Raw genomic sequence first — 15,193 nt, forward strand, 5'->3', positions numbered from 1 at the left:
GCCGAAGGCTTGCCTGCCCAGGTCCGTGACGGCTTCCTGACGTGTCGTCGCGGCGTTCCTGACCGAGCAGGGGGACCACGTGAACCGGTATCCGCCCATCGCTGAGCACGGCATGGTCGGCGATCTCCAGACCGCCGCCCTGGTGTCGTCCGACGGCACCGTCGACTGGTGGTGCACGCCCCGCTTCGACTCGCCCAGTGTCTTCGCCTCGCTCCTGGACGACGAACGCGGCGGCCACTGTCGCCTGGCCGCGGAGTTCCCCGATGGCGACACCATGACCGTCCGGCAGCTGTATCTGTCCGACACGGCCGTCCTGGTCACCCGCTTCATGGCGCCGGGTGGGGTCGGTGAGGTGGCCGACTTCATGGTGCCGAACGACTCGTCGGCCCCGACGGGCGTCCACCAGCTGGTGAGGGTCGCACGGGTCGTCCGGGGCAGTCTGCCCTTCGTGCTGAGCTGCCAGCCCCGCTTCGACTACGGTCGCGCCACGCACACGTGCTCGCGGACCGACGGGCACTCAGTGGCCTTCCACGGCCCGGGAACGGACCTGCATCTGCAGTCCACGGCCGGCGTCGTCCTCCATGACGACGGCAACGACATCAGTGCCCGCTTCACCCTCTCCGCCGGCCAGGCGGCAGCAGTCGTGCTGACGAGCACGCCTGGCCAGGATCCCGCTCCACCCCGCCCGTCGCTGGAAAGTGTCGCCGACGCCCTGGAGGCCTGCCGTACGTTCTGGCTGTCGTGGCTGCGCTCGTGCACCTACCGGGGCCGCTGGCAGGACATCGTGAACCGGTCGGCGATCACCCTCAAGCTGCTCACGTACGCCCCCAGCGGAGCGCCCATCGCCGCCGCGACCATGGGTCTGCCCGAGCAGATCGGCGGCGAGCGCAACTGGGACTACCGCTACACATGGATTCGGGACGCGTCGCTGTCAGTCAGAGCCCTCATCGACCTGGGCTTCCATGAGGAGGCGCATGCCTTCCGCCGCTGGCTGCGCGAGCGCATCGAAGCCAAGACCACGCCGTCGGCGGACCCGCTGCAGATCATGTACCGGATCGACGGTGACCCCCATCTCACCGAGGACACCCTCGACCATCTGGAGGGATACCGGGGATCCCGCCCGGTGCGTGCGGGCAACGCAGCCGCCGACCAGCTCCAGCTCGACATCTACGGCGAGGCGTCCGACGCGCTGATCGTGGGCGGGGACATCGGCGCGGTCCGCGGCTGGCAGGCACTGAGTGACGTACTGGACTGGCTTGCCGACCACTGGGACCAGCCCGACGAAGGCATCTGGGAGACCCGGGGAGGGCGACAGGACTTCACCTACAGCCGACTGATGACCTGGGTGGCATTCGACCGCGGCATCCGCGCGGCCACCGAATTCTCCCGGCCCGCCGACATCACCCGATGGACCGACGCCCGCGACACCGTCTTCCGCCAGATCATCGAACGCGGCTGGCACGACAAGCGCCAGGCCTTTGTCCAGCATTACGACACCGACGTCCTGGACGCATCACTCCTGCTGATGCCACGCGTCGGCTTCGTCTCACCGCACGACCCCGACTGGCTGAGCACCCTGGACGCCATGGACAGGGAACTCGTCAGCGACAGTCTCGTCTACCGCTACGACCCGGCGGCCTCGCCCGACGGACTGCGCGGCTCGGAAGGCACTTTCAACCTGTGCAGCTTCTTCTACGTCGAAGCACTCGCGCGCAGTGGCCGGCTGAATCAGGCCCGCCATGCCTTCGACAAGATGCTCACCTACGCCAACCACGTAGGCCTGTTCGCCGAGGAGATCGGCCCTTCGGGCGAGCAGCTCGGCAACTTCCCGCAGGCGTTCACCCACCTCGCTCTGGTCACCGCGGCCATGGCGCTCGACGAAGAGCTGGAGAAAGCGCAGAGCGGGTCGCCTCACGCCAGCCATGGGAACCCGGCAACGCATGGACTCACGGCACCGGACGAGGACACAGGCCGGGGCGTCACCGGTGGCTGAGACCGCCAGGACGGGCCGGCCGACAGGGCTAAGACGAGTGCTGGCCGCCCTCGCGCTGGCACAGTTCATCTGCAGCTTCGCGGGCTCCAACATGAACGTGATGATCAACGACATCAGCAAAGACCTGGACACCACCGTCCAGGGAGTCCAGGTGGCCATCACGATCTTCCTGCTGGTGATGGCCGCGCTGATGATCCCCGGTGGCAGACTCACCGACCGCTACGGCCGCAAACGCTGTTTCCTGACCGGCCTGGTCATCTACGCGATCGGGGCCCTGCTGAGCGCCGCCGCTCCGGGACTCGGCGTCCTGATCGTCGGTAACTCGATCCTCGAAGGCATCGGCACCGCGCTGCTGATCCCGCCCGTCTACATCCTCACGACCCTCCTCTACCCCGACGTCACCTCCCGGGCCCGTGCCTTCGGCGTCATCATGGCCCTGGGCGGCATCGGAGCGGCGGCGGGACCGCTGATCGGCGGTCTCATCACGACCGCGATCAGCTGGCGTGCGGCGTTCGTGTTCCAGGCCCTGGTGATCGCGGTGATCGTTCTGCTCAGCCGTCGCATCGACGACCCGCTGCCCCCGGACCCGACCCGTTCCTTCGACATCGGGGGCGCGATTCTCTCCGCCGTCGGCCTCGTCCTCGTGGTCATGGGCATCCTGGCCGCGGACAACAGCGTCTGGCTCATGATCGCCCTGCTGGTGCTCGGAGCCCTGGTGCTCTTCTGGTTCTTCCGCTCCGCCCGGGCCAAGGAGGCGTCCGGCCGGGAGCCGCTGCTGTCCCTGAGCCTCTTCCGCAACCGCACCTCCAACCTCGGGCTCGTCACCCAGAACATCCAATGGCTGCTGCTCATGGGCACGTCGTTCACGGCCGCCGCCTACCTTCAGGTCGTGCGCGGCTACGACGCCATCCAGACCGGCGTCGTCTTCACGGCGGCCACCCTGGGCCTGCTGGCATCGTCCCTGTCCGCCGAGCGCCTGGCCCGCCGGCTCCTCCAGAGAACACTCATCACGTCCGGCTTCGTCATCTCCATCGCCGGCGTGGTGGTCCTGATCATCCTGGCCAAAAGCTTCTCCACCGCGTGGGCGTTCGTCCCCGGGCTGCTCCTCGTAGGGATCGGGCTGGGCGTGATGCTGACCCCGTCCGTCAACGTCGTCCAGTCGAGCTTCCCCGAGGAGCGACAGGGAGAGATCTCAGGCCTGTCCCGCAGCGTGTCGAACCTCGGCTCGTCCTTCGGTACGGCCATCGCGGGCACCATCCTCGTGGCCGGCCTCACCAAGGGCGCCTACGCCGCCGCGATGATCACCCTGGCCGCCATCGGCCTCGTCGGTCTCGCCGCGGCCGCGCTCTTGCCCCGAGAACCACGTCCGCCGACCGCCCGAGTCACCCGTCCCGCTGCTCCCAGGGCCCACACCTGACCACCCTCTCACCGAGGCGCGAGCGCCCCCGCGATCTGCTCGGCCCAGCCCTCGGCATCGCCAGGTTGCACAACCTCACCCTCGCCGGATAGGCCAGCGGGCCAGCGGAGGCCAGGCATGTCCAAGCGACCTGGAGCACCCCTTGGCCCCGCGCTGGCTTGTGAGCGCCAGGGTCGTCACTGGGTATCGACGCACAGATCCCGTACGTACCAGTCGAGCCGTGTCCCGTCCGCGCCGTGTGTGTGCTTGTCGGGGGTAAAGCCCGCCCGACGGGCGACTGCGGAAGACGCGGCGTTCTCCGGCTCTACCCGGATCACAGCCTGCTTCGCTCCTTCACTCGTCGCATATCGGGAGACCAAGACGACCGCGCGGGTGGCCAGGCCGCGCCCTCTCCATGACGGGTAGAGGCCGTAGGCGACATTCACCTGGGCGGGAGACAAGCCCTCTGCTGTGAAGCGCAGGTCGATCGTCCCCGCGAGCGCCTCGTCGATGCCTACCCGGATGCCGAAAGCGCGGAGTGGGCCGGCCGTGTCCCACTGTTCCAGGCAGTGCCGTATGTAGGCTTCGACACCCTCGCGTGTGCCGGGACCGCCGCTGAGCCAGCGCACCAGCTGCTCATCCTCCCCCGCGAGGTGTGCCTCCGCATCGTCCAGGCGTAGCGGGGACAGAGTGATGATCCCGTCGGACAGTTGCACTTCATGCATCCGGCGATTCTTGACGCCTGAGCTGCGTTGCGCCATCGGATTCTGCGGGACATCGCGCAGGGCCCCACCACAAGAGATGATCTTGGGATGGCTGGTGTGATCACGGCGTCGGAGCCTTTCTGGATAGCCCCGTTCACTGGGCTGAGCCCACGTCAGTTCAGCAAGCTGATCACCGCGCTGCGCTGAGCAGGCGCGGATGCGGTCCGCAGAGGACGGCCGTGGAGTCTTCCACTGGAGCACCGGGCCCTGCTGGTCGCGGCTTACTGGCGCACGAACCTGACGCTGCGGCAGCTTGCGCCGCTGTTCGGCATCTCGAAGTCCGCCGCCGACCGCATCATCGCCCACCTCGGGCCCTTGCTCGCGCTGCAGCCGCGCAGGCGGTTCCCCAAGGACACCGTGCTGATCGTGGACGGAACCCTGGTGCCCACTCGTGACCACCGCCGAGCAGTCGAAGAATTACCGGTACTCAACCAACCACCAGGTCGTCATCGATGCCGACACCCGGCTCGTGGTCGCCGTCGGCCGGCAGGTGCCCGGCAACCGCAACGACTGCAAGGCGTGGGAACTGTCCGGCGCGAAGGAGGCTGTCGGCAGGACCACGGTCATCGCCGACGGCGGCTACCGGGGCACCGGCTTGGTCATCCCGCACCGCCGCGAGCGCGGCCAGGCCGAACTCCCGGCCTGGAAAGGGGAGCACAACGCCTCTCACCGCAAGGTCCGCGTCCGCGTCGAGCACGTCTTCGCCCGGATGAAGGGCTGGCCGACTTCGACGCCCGCCTGCCCGAACTGTTCGCTGGCCATAGCGCCGAAGCAGGCGCACGCCCCGCGCCTTACCCCGCCTCCTGCCGACCGCAGGCATGGGCGGCAGCGTCGTCGGTCCTCGTGCTCCAGTCAGCCCTGGGCCTCGACGCGGACGTGCCGGGCGGCACGGTCACGGTAGCGCCCACCTTCGCACCCGAGTACGGCCCGCTGACGGTGACGGGACTGAGGGTGGCCGCCCACCCGTTGGGCGTTGTTGTCGCAGCGGACGGCACAACAAACGTGGTGGCCTCGGATGGACTGACGGTGGTCAACGAGCTGCCGTGACCAGCAATGACTACCTCGCTTCTCAAGCTTCCCCTACAGTCAGTCGGCGGCATGCGGGTTAGGCGCCGTCCCGGCCGGCGATGTCGCGGAAGGTTGGGATGCCAAGGTCCACGGCGATGCTACGGCGGCCCTGTTCGGCGTCCAGCTGTGCGAGCTTGTCCTGGGCTCCGGCAAGGCTGACTTCGAGTCCTTCCAACTCGCCCAGCCAGCCTTCGCGTTCGGCCTCGGTGATGCGGGCCAGGAGGTTGTCGCGGATCTCGACCAGGCGGCCACGCTGGCCTGGGTCGGGGCGGAGCATGGAGCAGCGAATGCAGGCGTGTTCGTGGATACAGGAGGTGCCGAAGGCGCGGGCGCAGATGCCGACGGAGAGCTTGCGTCTTTCGAAGTGGCCAAGGAAGGCGTCCCATTCCTCGGATGTGGGGGTGCGATATTCCTCGCTGGGGCGCTGGGCCCGGCGGCGGGCGATGAACGCGCGGTGGGCCTCGATGGCTTCGGCCGGGTAGATCGCGTTGTAGCCCAAGGTGGTGTTGATGTCGGAGTCTCCGGCGATGACTTGGGCGATGTGTGGGGGGAGTCCGCTGCGGATGGCGTCGGTGATGAAGATGCGCCGGAAGTCGTGCGGGTCGAAGTCCAGGGGGCAGCCGTCGGCGTCGGTCAGGCCGGTGGCGTCGAGGACGTCGTTGAGGCATTTGCGGAGGAACTCGCCGTTCATGGCGGAGATCTCGCCGCTGCGGTCGTACTGGAACAGCAGCGGCATGGGCGGATTCCATACGCGTTCGTTGTAGTCATAGTCGGCGACCTGCGGGACGGCGCCGGTCCGCGGGTCCCGGACCCGGGCAGGGCGATCCGGCTGCGGCTGGTCGTCCAGCTGCGTGCCGCGTTAAACGAGGTGACTGATGCGGCCTTGGATGAGGGGATGGCCGCGGCGAAGGATCAGCCGGTGGTGTGCTCCCGCGGGCTCCCGCACAGGACGTATGCGGCTGCTCTCTCCAATGGCGCCGCGAGGGCCGCGGGGGCGGGGAACACCGTGCTGGCGAGGACGGCGGTCCGTCCGGTCCGTTCGTTCCAGTAGGCCATGACCTGGTAGCCGAGGATCTCGCCTCCGTGTCCCCAGTCGGCGCCGCACGGGTCCTGGACGCGTTCGATGCCCAGGCCGTACCGGGTGCCGTTCGGGTCAGCAGGGTCTTCCGCGACCGTCGTCTTCATGTCCTTCAGCATGTGCCGGCTCAGCAGTGCGCCGCGCCCGCCAGAGCCGGCCGAAGATCACCGTCCCGGCGGCCAGGCCGAGGTAGTCGACCGGAGTGAACGCGCCGCCCAACGTGCTGGTGCTCTTGCCGTCGGCGAAGGTGAAGGTCATCCCGTCGAATACATAGGCCACCGCGGACCAGTGGAATGTACCGGTCGCGTGCGGGTCGGCCGCCAGGACGCCGGCCCGGTATCCGGCGGCGCCAGCGTCGTGGAGCCAGGTCAGAAAGACCACCGCCGCCAGCAGGAATACCGCCCCGGCGGACCATGCGGGTCGCAGCTGCGCGCCGTATTCGGCGGCCAGGTATTCGGCGGCGAGCCGGCGTACGCTGCCCAGCCGGCGCAGGGCCGTGGCGGTACCGACGTCCGCTGCGGTGTCGTGGAGATTGCCGCGCAGTTCGCGGCGCCCGGCCGTCCTGGAGCGCCATGGCAGGTCCTGGAGGTGATGGTCGAACGTCCACACAACCCGTTCGATGCGCAACTGGTCGGTTCACGGGAGGGAGTTGGTCATTTCTCGACTTCCTCGGAAGGAGGGGCGGGTTGGGTTGGCGCGGGGGCAGTGAGCACCGGATTGACCACGGCTGCCAGCGACAGCCATCCGGCGATGCCCTCCGTCAGGGCGGCGTAACCGGCCTGGGTGGGGCGGTAGTACTTGCGCGCGGGGCCGGACCGGGAGGAGACCAGCCGGGCGCTGACCCGCGCCTCGCGCTCCAGCCGGGCCAGCGCGGGGTAGACCGTGCCCTCGGCGATTCCGGCCAGGCCGACCTCGCGCAGGCGTTGCACCAGCTCGTAACCGTAGGACTCGCGCTCCGAGAGCATTCGCAGCAACAACAAGGACAGGACGCCCTTGAGCAGCTGCGGATCATGTGGCGTCGTCACGCAGCCAGATTAAACCCAGTACTTTGCATCGTCTAGTAGTGGCATGCAACCCGCTGCGAGGCCCCGAGGGATGCCCGTATCCAGACCGGCGCAGAACCGCGCCACGTCCGCCTTCAGGAAACCGATCGTCCGGTCGTCACTCACCCGCCCCAACCTGGCAGCCCGGCTCACACCCCGTCAGAAGTTTTTGACAGCTCCGCCGGTTTCCTGTTCCGTTCCTACCGGGACTCCTGAGTCTTCTCAGCCGGTCTAGCGGTTCGATTCGATGTCGTGCAGGACGAGTTTGGCGAGCACGATTGTGGTGCGCGACGCGGGCAGTAGCGCAGCTTGACCAAGATCTTCCAGGTCTTGAGAGTGGCGATCGCTTGTTCGCCGCAAGCACGGATCTCGCCGGCTCGGCTGGGTCTCACCGGCCCTGCCGGGCGCGGTGCACGACCTGACCGCGGCCATGTGTCAACTCCTTTCCAGGCGGCCCCAGTTGGTGTCGACATATGCCTTGGTGGGTCACACTGCCTCCAAGGGGAACAGCCATACGGACGGGGAGCTGGGATGGCGGAGTGGAGACCGGTCCTGGCCGTGGTGGCGGGGACGCTGCTGCTGGCGGGATGCACGGGTGGGGCGGACGGGAACGCATCGGCCGGCGGGACGCCGAAAGCGGGGCGGAACACGGGCGCCGAGGCCGGTCCGGGGCCGTCCTCCTCGGCTTCCGCCCCCGCCACCGACGAGCCCTACACGGTGGCCGAGGCCCGGGCACCCCGGACCCGCGCTGAGGCGATCGCCTTCGTGCGCGGGATCACCGTACGGCCGGACTACTTCGGCACCGGGTTCCGCAAGGACGAGCCGTACGAGAGCGATCCCGCCGAGTGGGCCGTGCTCGGACAGGACTGCGTGTGGCACCGCCGGCCGCTGCCCGCCACCGCACTGGCCAGTCTCACCAGGAGGTTCGTCCTCCCCGCGCACGGCGGCAAGGGGCCGGTGCACGTGTCGTTGACCATCACCGTGCACAGGGACACCGTCTCGGCACGCCGTGACATGGGCGTGTCCCTGGAGGAGGCGTTGCGCTGTCCGCAGCAGCAGCTGAGCGACACGGAGCGGGTGCGCGGCCTGTACTCACGCGCCGATCCCTTCTCCGAGGCGCGCAACTCCATCGCCGACGACGACCTGACGGAGAGCGGGGAGTACCTCGTGGACGGTGAGAAAGGGGCCCTTCCCTTCGACTGGTACAAGTTACGGCTCGGTCCGGTCACGGTGGCCGCCACGGACCGTGTCGGCGCGGGCCGCGGCAAGGACGAGAACACCGAGGTCTCCGGGAACGTGGGGCAGGGGGTGGGCCTGACCGCCGCCGGGATCGACCGCCGGTACGGGAACCACGCGGGCGCGACGGCGGGCGCGGGCGCCTCCATGTCGCCCGGCGTCGGTACGGAGGGCACGGGATGAGCGAACCGCTGAGGCCCTCCGACCCCTCCCGCATCGCCGGGTTCCGGCTGCTGCGACGGCTCGGCGCGGGAGGTATGGGCGTCGTCTACCTGGGCCGCGACGAGGCGGGGACGCTCGCCGCGGTCAAGGTGATCCGGGGCGGGAGCGCCGGGGACCCCGCCTTCCGGGCCCGCTTCGCGCGGGAGGCCGAGCTGGCCCGGCGGGTGGAGAGCCCCTGGGTGGTGCCGGTACTCGGCGCGGACGCCGAGGCGGACGAGCCCTGGCTCGCGACCGCGTTCGTCCCCGGGCCCTCGCTCGTCGAGGCGGTCGGCGCGCACGGCCCCCTGCCGTCGTCCGCCGCGCGGACCCTCGGCCGGCTGCTGGCCGAGGCCCTCGCGGGCCTGCACGCGGCCGGACTCGTCCACCGGGACGTCAAACCGGGCAACGTGCTGCTGGCCCTGGACGGGCCGCGGCTGATCGACTTCGGTGTCGCCCGCGCCGAGGACGACACGGCCCTGACCGCCTCAGGCCTGGTGGTCGGCACCCCCGGTTTCCTCGCCCCGGAACAGGCTCGCGGCGAACCGGCCGGCCCCGCGAGCGACGTCTTCGCGCTGGGCGGTGTCCTGACCTACGCGCTGACCGGCCGCCCGCCCTTCGGCACCGGCGAGCCGGAGGCCATGCTCTACCGCACCGTCCACGACGAACCCGTCCTCGACGGGATCGAGGACGGACCGCGTGCCCTCGTGGCCCGCTGCCTGGGCAAGGACCCGACGGTGAGACCAACCGCCGAGGAACTGCGGCGACTGCTCGCCGGGCCCGAGGACGGGTCGGACGGGGGCGGCTGGCTTCCCGACGCGGTCGCCCGCGTGATCGCCGTACGCTCCGCCGAAGGGCTCGCGCTGCCCGAGATCGAGCCGACGGCCCTCGACGAGTCCGGCGCAACCCGCCCGGAGACGGACGGCGGCCCCGAGGACGCCGCCCGCCGTCCGGGACGCCGCCGGCTGCTGCTGGCCGGCGGGGCCCTGGTGCTGGCCGCGGGCAGCGCTACGGCCGCCGCGCTGCTCGCCACCGGCGACGACGGGAGGAAGACCCCGAGCACCACTCGTCCCGTCTACGTCCTGGGCGTGCACAGCACGGCGGGCGCCTCCGCGGCCCTCTTCAGCCGGCCCTGCGAGCGCGCCGCCCGGCTCGCGGTCGCCCAGCACAACGCCACCGCCGGCCGCGCCTACGACCTGGAGGTGCGGGTCCTGCGCGACGGCGGCGACGCGGCGAGCGCCCAGCAGGTCGCCGGACGTTTCACGGCGGACCGCGCTGTGGTCGCCGTGTTCGGGCCGGTCGGCGAGATTCCGATGCGGACGGCGTCGGCCGTCTACGGACAGGCCGGACTGACCAACGTCTCCAGCACCACGGGCCAGCAGGACTACTTCGTCACCTCGCCCATGTCGACCTTCCAGACCGGTACTCCGCACACCGTGCTCGGCGGCCTGATCGGGTTGCACGCCCTGCTGACCAAGCAGCTGGGCCGGATCGGCGTGGTCCTCGACCGGTCCGGCGGCACCGCCGTCCAGGACCAGGGCAGCCTGCTGGTCAGCCAGTGGCGGGACACCCTCGGCGGCGCGGTCGTGCCCAGGGTCGTGGCGGAGGACACCGGCGACGGCCCGGCGACGGTGCGTTCACTGCTCACGTCCGACGTCACCGCCTTCGCCTATCTGGGCCCGCTGGACGCCACGGTCCGCGCGTCCCGGGACCTGGCCGCGGCCGGTTTCCGGGGCCCCCGCTGGATGCAGCACCTGCTGTACGGCTCGGACTTCCCGCGCCTGGCGGGCGCCGCGGGCGAGGGCTGGTACGTGGTCGACTCCTCCGTGGACGCCTCCGCACTGACGTCGAAGAGGGCACGCGACTTCACCGCCGCCTGGCGCAGGCGCTACGGCGCCGTCCCGGAGCCGCACGCCGCCGAGGCGTACGACACGGTACGGATGCTGCTCACCGAGTTCGCCCGCACGGTGCCGGCCGGGGCGGGCCGGCGCCCGGGGCGGGCCGAACTCGGCGAGCGGCTGGCGAAGGCCAGGTACCGGGGCATCGCGAAGACCTATGCCTTCGGTGACTACCACCAGTACCAGGCAGGTTCGGACGGCTGGGAGGAGAGCACCTTCGTGCACGTGGTCCACGACGGGCGCTTCCGGCAGGTGGGGTCGATCGGGGATCTGCACCGCGCGAGCAAGGCCCAGGGCTGACGACGGAATCGGAGGGCGCACGGCATGGAACGGCTCCTGTCCTCCGATCCGTCCGTGATCGGCGGGTACCGGCTGGTGGGCAGGCTCGGCGCGGGCGGCATGGGCGTGGTCTACCTGGCGCGCTCCCCGCTCGGGACCTGGTGCGCGCTGAAGTCGATCCGCTCCGAGCACGCCGACGACCCCGGCTTCCGGGCCCGCTTCCGGCGCGAGGCGGAACTCGCGGCGCGACTGACGGGTCGCTGGACCGTGCCCGTCGTCGCGGCCGACGCCGAGGCCCGCTCCCCGTGGCTGGCCACCGCCTACGTGCCCGGTCCCTCCCTCGCGGAGGCGGTCGCCCGGCACGGCCCCTGGCCCGAGGCGGAGCTGTTCTCGCTGGGCGCCGCGCTGGCGGAGGCCCTCGAAGGGGTGCACGCCTGCGGACTGGTCCACCGTGACGTGAAACCGGCGAACATCCTGCTCGCCGCCGACGGGCCGCGGCTGATCGACTTCGGGATCGCCCGTGCGGTCGGGGCGACCGCGCTCACCGCGGACGGGTCCGTCATCGGCTCCCCCGGCTACCTCTCGCCGGAACAGGCACGCGGGCGCACCGTCGGCCCGCCGAGCGACGTGTTCTCCCTGGGCTGTGTCCTCGCGCACGCGGCCACCGGCCGGCCGGTGTTCGGCTCCGGCGGGGCCGCGGGCGTGCTGTACCGGACCGTGCACGAGGAACCCGACCTGCACGGCCTGCCCGACGGACTCGCCGGGATCGTACGGCCCTGTCTGTCCAAGGACCCGGAACAGCGGCCGGGCATCGCCGAACTCCGGAACAGGCTGGGACCGTTCGACGAGCGGGTCTGGCTGCCGGAGGGGCTGCCCGCGCTGGTCGCCGCCAGGGCCGCGCGGGTCCTCGACCTGCCGGTGCCTGACGCCACCGTCGCCGACGGCCCTGCCGCGAACGCCGAGGGGCCGGACGCCGGGGGACCGGACGCCGAAGGGCTGGAAGCAAAGAGGTCCGACGCAGGGAGGCCCGACGCGACGAGGCCCGACGCCGGGACGCGGGGCGACGCGATGGGCCCCGCCGCGGGGGCACCCACCACCCGTCGGCGTCTGCTGGCCGCATCGGGCGCGGTCCTCGGCGTCTCGGCGGCCGGCGCGGGCACCTGGTGGTGGCGGTGGGGCCGCCCCTCCTCCTCCGCTCCGGCCGGTTCCGCTCGGCGTCCCCGGCGGGTGGTAGCCCTGCTGGGAGACCGGTCCGACCCCGCGTTCACGGCCCACGAGCGCGGCGCCCGCCTCGCCGTCGACCAGCACAACCAGAACCCCTCCCGGCCCTTCACCCTCGCCCTGCGCACAGCCGACGACGGCGGCACCGCCCGGAGATCCGCCGCCACCGCCACCGCGCTGGCCGCCGACCCGGACGTGACCGTGGTGATCGGCGCCGGAACGAACGCCACCGTGCCGGCGGCCGTCCCCGTGTGCACCCGGGGCCAGGTGACTCTGCTGGTCACCCGCGCCGACACCGACCAGCTGGACGGCGTCAACGAGACCACCACGCTGCTGCTGCGCTCCACGAGAACCGCCGGGCCACCCGCGATCCTGCGCTATCTGAACCGGGTGGTGAGACCCTCCCGCACGGTGGTCGTCCACGACCTGACCGATGCCGCGGACGCACTGCAGACGGTCCGGATCGTCACCGTCTACGGGAAGCTCGCCGGCGACACCACGGTCGAGGAGGTCCCCGCCGGCCGGGACTTCACCGCAACCGCCCGGCGCATCGCCGCCCGCCCCGACGACGCGGTCCTCTTCGCGGGCGTACGCCCCGACCGCGCCGCCGCCTGTGCCCGCGCCCTGCGGGAGGCGGGGCACCGGGGCACGCGGGTGGCCACCGAGCACGTGCTCGGCGGCCGGTTCCTCGCGGCGGCCGGGCGCTGGCGGGTGGGCACGGCGTACACGGACGCCGCCGTCGATCCGCGCACCGCGACGTTCGCTGCCGCGCACCGCGACCGCTACGGCGCCGCCCCCGCTCCCTGGGCGGCCGAGGCCTACGACGCCGTACGCTTCGCCGCCCATGGCCTGACCGCCGCCGGCGACGAGGCCCGCGCCGCCCTGCGCTCCGAACTCCTGCGCCGCCCCTGGCAGGGCATCACCCGCAGCGTCCGCTACGACCCGGACTCCCAGTTCTTCGAGGCGGCCGAGGACAGCGGCGAGTTCCTCTACGAGGTGACAGGCGGCGCCGCCCGCTTCGTCGCCCGCGCCGGCGACCTCGGCGGTACGGCCTGAACCGGGTCCGGGGAAGCCGGCCGGTGGACCGGGCACGGACGGCCGACCCGCCGGTGCCGGTCGGCGGGTCGGCAGCGCGTGCCATCGAAGGGTGGAAACGGGGGTGGCGCTGGTGGTGCGCGCGGACCGCTTCAATGGCTGCCCATGCCACCGGGGACGATCGGCCCCGACTTCCCTTCGATACCCGTCCCGCTCCCGCTCCCGCTCCCGCTCGGCGCGAGCTTCCCGCTCCCGCTCTGGCCGCTGCTGTTCAACAACGTCACGCTGCGCACGGACGGCCTGCAGGTAGTCGTCGACCTGGTTGGCCTGGGGTTGAGAACCATGGACGTCAGATCGTGAGCTAGACCTGCGTCAGTGGTGGCGACATCCGCCTCGAGGCCGCGCCGGTCCCGACCTCGTGGACGGGGCCGTCCTTCACGAGCGACGCCGAAGTGGCCGCCCTCCTCACCGCCAAGGCAGACGATGGCCGGCCGCTCGGCCAACTGCCCATTGACTGAGCATTTTCAGCGGTGCCGTTCCAGGGTGAGGACGGCTCGGGCGATTGACGTCATTCGATTCGGACTGCACCGGGCGTGACGGAAGATCCGCCAGGCTTTCAGGCGGGCCACTCCTCGTTCGACCGGAGCGCGCGTCCTTGCCAGGGCCCGGTTGAAGGTCTTCTGGGTGGGGGTGAGGTCGCGACCGGGGAGGCGTTTGACGGCCGTCGTCGTCCAGGAGCCGGCGCCTTGGTAGGCCAGGTCTCGTGGGCCCGTCCGGGCAGTGCCGGGGGAAAGCCACAGCAGCCGACCCGCGGGATCGGTCACGACTTGGACGTTCAGACCGTGCCTGCGGTGCTTGGCCGAGTAGTCGGCCCGGCCGAGCCGACCCGGTCGCACTCGGCGAGCGTTCCGTCGAGCAGGACGTACTCCGGATCTCCCTCGCGCAGGGCTTTCAGCAGGCCCGGCGCCAGACCGGCGAGCAGGTCGACGAGGACGGTGACATAGGTGTGCGCGGTGCCGACCGAGATCCCGAAGGCGTCCGCTAGCTGAGAGAAGGTGTCGTGCTTGCGCAGGTACACCAGACCGACCAGGGCACGCTGGTGCGGCGGGAGCTTGCAGCGGCGGTCGCCCTCACGGGTGACGATGAGCATCGTGACCCACTCGACCAGCGCATGCGGAAGGTCGAGTGCGGCAGGCTACGGAACCAACGAGGCTCCCGCACCAGCGAGTTGAGACGTCCAACACCTCCCTCAACGGCACGGGAGCCCTGTCCGTTGCGCACCCCGCCCTCACGCCAGCTCCCCCCGATCGGCAGCCGCTCCGAAAAGGCTCCGTCAATGGTTTGCTCAGGCGGGAAGTTCGGTGATGCTGAGGGCGAAGTCCAAGTTCCCCACCCCGTGGTTGGCGAGGCCTACCGTGACCACGCCCGCTCCTTCCAGCCAGTGCGCCATTTTCAGGCCGCCGACGTCCAGCGGGCGCATCCCGAGGCTCTTGATGAACGCTTCCACACTTGCCTTGGCCTGCGCGCTGTCGCCGGCGATGAAGACGTCGGGCCGACCCTTCTCCAGGACCTGGCGGAAGACGGTGTTGAACGCCTTCACCACGCTTGCGCCGGCCGGGGCGGCCTTGGCGACTTCCTGCGCGATGGAGGTCTCCTCGCGATGGGCCAGCCCATCGAACGTGGAATTGAAGGGATTGCTGATGTCGACGATGACCTTGCCCGCCAGAGCGTCTCCGTACTGGGCGACGACCGGCACGACGCCGTCGTACAACAGGGCCACGATGACGATGTCCCCGACCGGGGCGGTGCCCCATTCTCCCGTTGTGGCGCCGTCGCCGAGAGCCTTGGCCAGGTCGGCGGCCTTGGACTGATCGCGGCCCATGAACTCGACGGTGTGGCCGCCCGCTATCGCCCGCGCGCCGATGGTGCGGGCCATGTTCCCGGTGCCGATGATGCTGATGCTGCTCATGAAAGGTCCTGCCCT

12 protein-coding genes and 3 pseudogenes are annotated in these 15,193 nt (G+C 70.9%); 7 read left to right on the top strand and 8 right to left on the bottom strand.

What is annotated here, in order from left to right:
- Positions 1-79: 79 nt before the first annotated feature.
- Both ACQF4J_RS46140 and ACQF4J_RS46145 read left to right on the top strand, forming a co-directional pair.
- Positions 80-1,993 (top strand): glycoside hydrolase family 15 protein, encoded by a 1,914-nt coding sequence (locus ACQF4J_RS46140; protein WP_351806152.1) that lies wholly within the window; start codon positions 80-82, stop codon positions 1,991-1,993.
- Positions 1,994-2,030: 37 nt separating this feature from the next.
- Complete coding sequence (locus tag ACQF4J_RS46145; protein WP_427168515.1) at positions 2,031-3,410, top strand: MFS transporter; 1,380 nt, start codon at positions 2,031-2,033, stop codon at positions 3,408-3,410.
- Positions 3,411-3,586: 176 nt separating this feature from the next.
- On the opposite strand, the gene ACQF4J_RS46150 is transcribed toward ACQF4J_RS46145, so the two are convergent.
- A complete protein-coding gene (locus ACQF4J_RS46150; protein ID WP_427168516.1) occupies positions 3,587-4,150 on the bottom strand; it encodes a GNAT family N-acetyltransferase in 564 nt (187 codons plus the stop codon).
- A 51-nt stretch (positions 4,151-4,201) separates the two neighbouring features.
- Here ACQF4J_RS46150 and ACQF4J_RS46155 point away from each other — a divergent pair.
- Positions 4,202-4,874: pseudogene (locus tag ACQF4J_RS46155) on the top strand (transposase); the annotation flags it as partial.
- Between the two features lie 384 nt (positions 4,875-5,258).
- Here ACQF4J_RS46155 and ACQF4J_RS46160 read toward each other — a convergent pair.
- From ACQF4J_RS46160 to ACQF4J_RS46180, 5 genes and pseudogenes are all read right to left on the bottom strand, one after another.
- Positions 5,259-5,957 (bottom strand): integrase, encoded by a 699-nt coding sequence (locus ACQF4J_RS46160; RefSeq protein WP_427168517.1) that lies wholly within the window; start codon positions 5,955-5,957, stop codon positions 5,259-5,261.
- 176 nt (positions 5,958-6,133) lie between these two features.
- Positions 6,134-6,406: a hypothetical protein gene (locus tag ACQF4J_RS46165; RefSeq protein WP_351806139.1), complete on the bottom strand. Its 273-nt coding sequence runs from the start codon at positions 6,404-6,406 to the stop codon at positions 6,134-6,136.
- A complete protein-coding gene (locus ACQF4J_RS46170; protein WP_427168518.1) occupies positions 6,375-6,926 on the bottom strand; it encodes a hypothetical protein in 552 nt (183 codons plus the stop codon). The genes ACQF4J_RS46165 and ACQF4J_RS46170 overlap by 32 nt, the downstream gene beginning before the upstream one ends.
- Positions 6,927-6,952: 26 nt before the next feature.
- Positions 6,953-7,324: a PadR family transcriptional regulator gene (locus tag ACQF4J_RS46175; RefSeq protein WP_427168519.1), complete on the bottom strand. Its 372-nt coding sequence runs from the start codon at positions 7,322-7,324 to the stop codon at positions 6,953-6,955.
- Between the two features lie 249 nt (positions 7,325-7,573).
- Positions 7,574-7,710, bottom strand: a pseudogene (locus ACQF4J_RS46180) (IS5/IS1182 family transposase); the annotation flags it as partial.
- Between the two features lie 163 nt (positions 7,711-7,873).
- Here ACQF4J_RS46180 and ACQF4J_RS46185 point away from each other — a divergent pair.
- From ACQF4J_RS46185 to ACQF4J_RS46200, 4 genes are all read left to right on the top strand, one after another.
- Entirely contained in the window at positions 7,874-8,761 is an 888-nt protein-coding gene (locus ACQF4J_RS46185; RefSeq protein WP_427168520.1) for a hypothetical protein, read from the top strand.
- Positions 8,758-10,974 carry a bifunctional serine/threonine-protein kinase/ABC transporter substrate-binding protein gene (locus ACQF4J_RS46190; protein WP_427168521.1) on the top strand — a complete coding sequence of 739 codons (2,217 nt, stop codon included), beginning with the start codon at positions 8,758-8,760 and terminating at the stop codon, positions 10,972-10,974. The genes ACQF4J_RS46185 and ACQF4J_RS46190 overlap by 4 nt, the downstream gene beginning before the upstream one ends.
- A gap of 24 nt (positions 10,975-10,998) precedes the next feature.
- Positions 10,999-13,230, top strand: a complete 2,232-nt coding sequence (locus tag ACQF4J_RS46195) for a protein kinase domain-containing protein (RefSeq protein ID WP_427168522.1) — start codon at positions 10,999-11,001, stop codon at positions 13,228-13,230.
- A 144-nt stretch (positions 13,231-13,374) separates the two neighbouring features.
- Positions 13,375-13,569, top strand: a complete 195-nt coding sequence (locus tag ACQF4J_RS46200; protein ID WP_351583803.1) for a hypothetical protein — start codon at positions 13,375-13,377, stop codon at positions 13,567-13,569.
- Between the two features lie 164 nt (positions 13,570-13,733).
- Here ACQF4J_RS46200 and ACQF4J_RS46205 read toward each other — a convergent pair.
- Positions 13,734-14,359, bottom strand: a pseudogene (locus ACQF4J_RS46205) (transposase family protein).
- 195 nt (positions 14,360-14,554) lie between these two features.
- Positions 14,555-15,178: an NADPH-dependent F420 reductase gene (locus ACQF4J_RS46210; RefSeq protein WP_427168523.1), complete on the bottom strand. Its 624-nt coding sequence runs from the start codon at positions 15,176-15,178 to the stop codon at positions 14,555-14,557.
- Positions 15,179-15,193 lie beyond the last annotated feature (15 nt).

The organism is Streptomyces sp. C1-1 (assembly GCF_050214755.1).
Lineage (GTDB): Bacteria > Actinomycetota > Actinomycetes > Streptomycetales > Streptomycetaceae > Streptomyces.

What these genes read in the sequence shown, in the direction of transcription:
- ACQF4J_RS46150 (WP_427168516.1), bottom strand. Translation starts at nt 4,150, where the DNA reads ATGGCGCAACGCAGCTCAGGCGTCAAGAATCGCCGGATGCATGAAGTG.
- ACQF4J_RS46160 (WP_427168517.1), bottom strand. Translation starts at nt 5,957, where the DNA reads ATGCCGCTGCTGTTCCAGTACGACCGCAGCGGCGAGATCTCCGCCATG.
- ACQF4J_RS46165 (WP_351806139.1), bottom strand. Translation starts at nt 6,406, where the DNA reads ATGAAGACGACGGTCGCGGAAGACCCTGCTGACCCGAACGGCACCCGG.
- ACQF4J_RS46185 (WP_427168520.1), top strand. Translation starts at nt 7,874, where the DNA reads ATGGCGGAGTGGAGACCGGTCCTGGCCGTGGTGGCGGGGACGCTGCTG.
- ACQF4J_RS46190 (WP_427168521.1), top strand. Translation starts at nt 8,758, where the DNA reads ATGAGCGAACCGCTGAGGCCCTCCGACCCCTCCCGCATCGCCGGGTTC.
- ACQF4J_RS46195 (WP_427168522.1), top strand. Translation starts at nt 10,999, where the DNA reads ATGGAACGGCTCCTGTCCTCCGATCCGTCCGTGATCGGCGGGTACCGG.
- ACQF4J_RS46200 (WP_351583803.1), top strand. Translation starts at nt 13,375, where the DNA reads ATGCCACCGGGGACGATCGGCCCCGACTTCCCTTCGATACCCGTCCCG.
- ACQF4J_RS46210 (WP_427168523.1), bottom strand. Translation starts at nt 15,178, where the DNA reads ATGAGCAGCATCAGCATCATCGGCACCGGGAACATGGCCCGCACCATC.